The sequence below is a fragment of the Microcystis sp. LE19-10.1B genome (assembly GCF_027530565.1).
Lineage (GTDB): Bacteria > Cyanobacteriota > Cyanobacteriia > Cyanobacteriales > Microcystaceae > Microcystis > Microcystis aeruginosa.
In genome coordinates, this window is the sequence record NZ_JAPZQM010000036.1 from 1 (window position 1) to 2,149 (window position 2,149).

General features: G+C 42.4%; 5 protein-coding genes and 1 pseudogene. 2 read left to right on the top strand and 4 right to left on the bottom strand.

The annotated features are described in order from the left end of the window. Positions 1 to 29: 29 nt before the first annotated feature. On the top strand, positions 30 to 155 hold the full coding sequence (locus tag O9332_RS01350; RefSeq protein WP_288023340.1) for a hypothetical protein: 126 nt from the start codon (positions 30 to 32) through the stop codon (positions 153 to 155). Positions 156 to 609: 454 nt separating this feature from the next. Here O9332_RS01350 and O9332_RS01355 read toward each other — a convergent pair whose 3' ends face one another. Together O9332_RS01355 and O9332_RS01360 are read right to left on the bottom strand one after the other, a co-directional pair. Further along, positions 610 to 942 carry a type II toxin-antitoxin system RelE/ParE family toxin gene (locus O9332_RS01355; protein WP_002761780.1) on the bottom strand — a complete coding sequence of 111 codons (333 nt, stop codon included), beginning with the start codon at positions 940 to 942 and terminating at the stop codon, positions 610 to 612. After that, a complete protein-coding gene (locus O9332_RS01360; RefSeq protein WP_287657942.1) occupies positions 939 to 1,244 on the bottom strand; it encodes a type II toxin-antitoxin system Phd/YefM family antitoxin in 306 nt (101 codons plus the stop codon). Before O9332_RS01360 ends, O9332_RS01355 begins: the two co-directional genes overlap by 4 nt. Before the next feature lie 61 nt (positions 1,245 to 1,305). Here O9332_RS01360 and O9332_RS27905 point away from each other — a divergent pair. Next, a pseudogene (locus O9332_RS27905) lies at positions 1,306 to 1,410 on the top strand (bluetail domain-containing putative surface protein); the annotation flags it as partial. Positions 1,411 to 1,556: 146 nt separating this feature from the next. Here O9332_RS27905 and O9332_RS01365 read toward each other — a convergent pair. Beyond that, the gene (locus O9332_RS01365) at positions 1,557 to 2,000 is read right to left on the bottom strand and encodes a chloride channel protein (protein WP_002761777.1); all 444 of its coding nucleotides are present in this window, start codon (positions 1,998 to 2,000) and stop codon (positions 1,557 to 1,559) included. A 34-nt stretch (positions 2,001 to 2,034) separates the two neighbouring features. Further along, the coding region (locus O9332_RS01370) for a transposase (protein WP_288023342.1) at positions 2,035 to 2,149 on the bottom strand (115 nt) is incomplete at its 5' end.

The following is a 2,149-nucleotide window of genomic DNA, read 5'->3' on the forward strand; positions in this document are numbered from 1 at the left end:
CCTTATAGAGACAGACATTACCGCGATTTTTGTCAATTGTTTGCGATCTAGAGCGAACTAATCAATTAAATCTCTTGCCAGATAAGGATTTAGTCGATTTATGCCCCCATATCGAACCATACCAAGTCCCGAAGAGCCGTAATTTCTTTATCTAAGCGTCTAAGCTCTTCTTCTAAGTCACCTAGAAAACGGGTTTCTTCAAGTATTTAGAAACCCGTTTTCTGTGCGTTAGGCAGCTACCAATTACGTCAAAAAAACAAACAACTCAAATCACCTAGAAAACGGGTTTCTTCAAGAAACTATTTAGAAACCCGTTTTCTTTGAGAAACCCGTTTTCTTTCTATTTAGGGTTTGCTGAATAAATCTAAAAACCTTGTTGGATAAGGCTTTTAGACTTTTTTTCCCTCAAAAAGTGCCGACCATTGGAGTGATTGGGGGGAAAATTCCGGGAATTTTTCCCTGAAAATTAGGTAATTGACCACCTGAAAATGGGTAAAACCCCACACCCCACACCCCACACCCTGCCCCTAGGAAAAGCTTTTTCAGCAAACCTTACCTATCAAATCTTTGCCGTCACAATTTAGGACAACAATGGTATGCTATGGGCCTCTACTCTTCTTCATCTTCTTGACTTGACAAAGGCTTTTGTGCAACGTGGCGCACGAAAAGAATCTGCACAATATCGCCAGTGATGGTAAAGAGAATTCTGTAGGCACTACGTCCCTTACCATAAATAAGTTGTCGGATTTCTTCCTCCAAGAAATTATTTTCAAAAGCAAGTGAACAACGGTAAGGCATTTGCTCTAGTGACAGAATTGCTTTGTACAATCCTTCCAGCCACAACCTCGCTTTTCGAGGAGAATCTTTGCTGAACCACAGATAGGCTTTTTCAATTCCCTGTTGTGCTTCAGGTTGTATGACGACTTGATACTTTTGGCTCATGGAGAACTGTCCAGCTTATCGAACAATTCAGAGAAGAATTCCTCTGCCTTCTTACCTTTGCCTTGCTTCATCTCTTCAAGACCACGCTTGACTCCTTTAAGCGTCTCAACCAATTCAGCAGCTTCAAGAAGTGTCTGATAGGATTCCGCATCTTGCACGACGAGTGCTGCTTTCCCATCAACCGTAAGCACCAAAGGGTCTTTGGTTTGTTTGAGATGCTCTAGGAACTGGGTCGTGTTTCGTTTAAACTCAGTTAAAGAATGAATGTCTTTTGAAAGGTTGAGCATTATCTTAGCAGACAAAACGCATTTAATTATATGCTACCTTAAATTAAGTCTCCTGTGACAAATACCCGATCGTCTCACGGCTGGCTTCCAATCCAGCAATGATTTATTAATAAATATGACCGGATTTACCAGTACTTTACCAGCTTTAGGGAGAATTAACGTTAGTAGCTTTTTTATCTAAGTGTCTAAGTTATCCTTCTAAGTCACCTAGAAAACGGGTTTCTTCAAGAAACTATTTAGAAACCAGTTTTCTTTGAGAAACCCGTTTTCTGCAAACGCCTATTTAGAAAACAGGTTTCTTTGAGAAACCCGTTTTCTTGTAATGGGTTAAATCCGATCGCTGGGGGGTTGCCGCTCTAATTTGTCCAAAATTCGCTTGAGCAAGACACTATAAACAGGTTCACCACCTAAGAAGTGGGCTGTGATTGCAGCACAGATACAAGTCAGTAAAATTGGCAGCGCCACCAAAAAATTATCCGTCAATTCCATCACCAACATGACGGCGGTGAGGGGAGCGCGGACCGTGGCCGCCACTAATCCCCCCATCCCAGCGACGGCAAAAACCCCGGGTTGGGGCAGTTGACCCGGAAACCAAGCATCGCACACTTGTGCCAGCCCTAAACTGAATAGAGTAGCCAGGGCTAACATCGGGGCAAAAATCCCGCCAATTTCCCCAGAACCATAACAAATCATTGTCAGGAGAAAGCGCCCTAAGAAAACCAGCAGCAAGACCGCTCCTGGAGCTTCACTATTCTTGACGAATTTCTTCATGAAGTTTCGGCTCTTCGTTACCCTTTATGCTAAATCAACAGACAAGATGCCAAGACAACATACTTCTAACCCAAAAATTCCGAAAGTTTCTAAAGCCATAGCTTCTCCGTTTTATTAGTTTAAGTTTATTGTTGATTCCCTCGACCATC

Coding starts and splice junctions, on each gene's coding strand:
- O9332_RS01355 (WP_002761780.1), bottom strand. CDS start 942: ATGAGCCAAAAGTATCAAGTCGTCATACAACCTGAAGCACAACAGGGA.
- O9332_RS01365 (WP_002761777.1), bottom strand. CDS start 2,000: ATGAAGAAATTCGTCAAGAATAGTGAAGCTCCAGGAGCGGTCTTGCTG.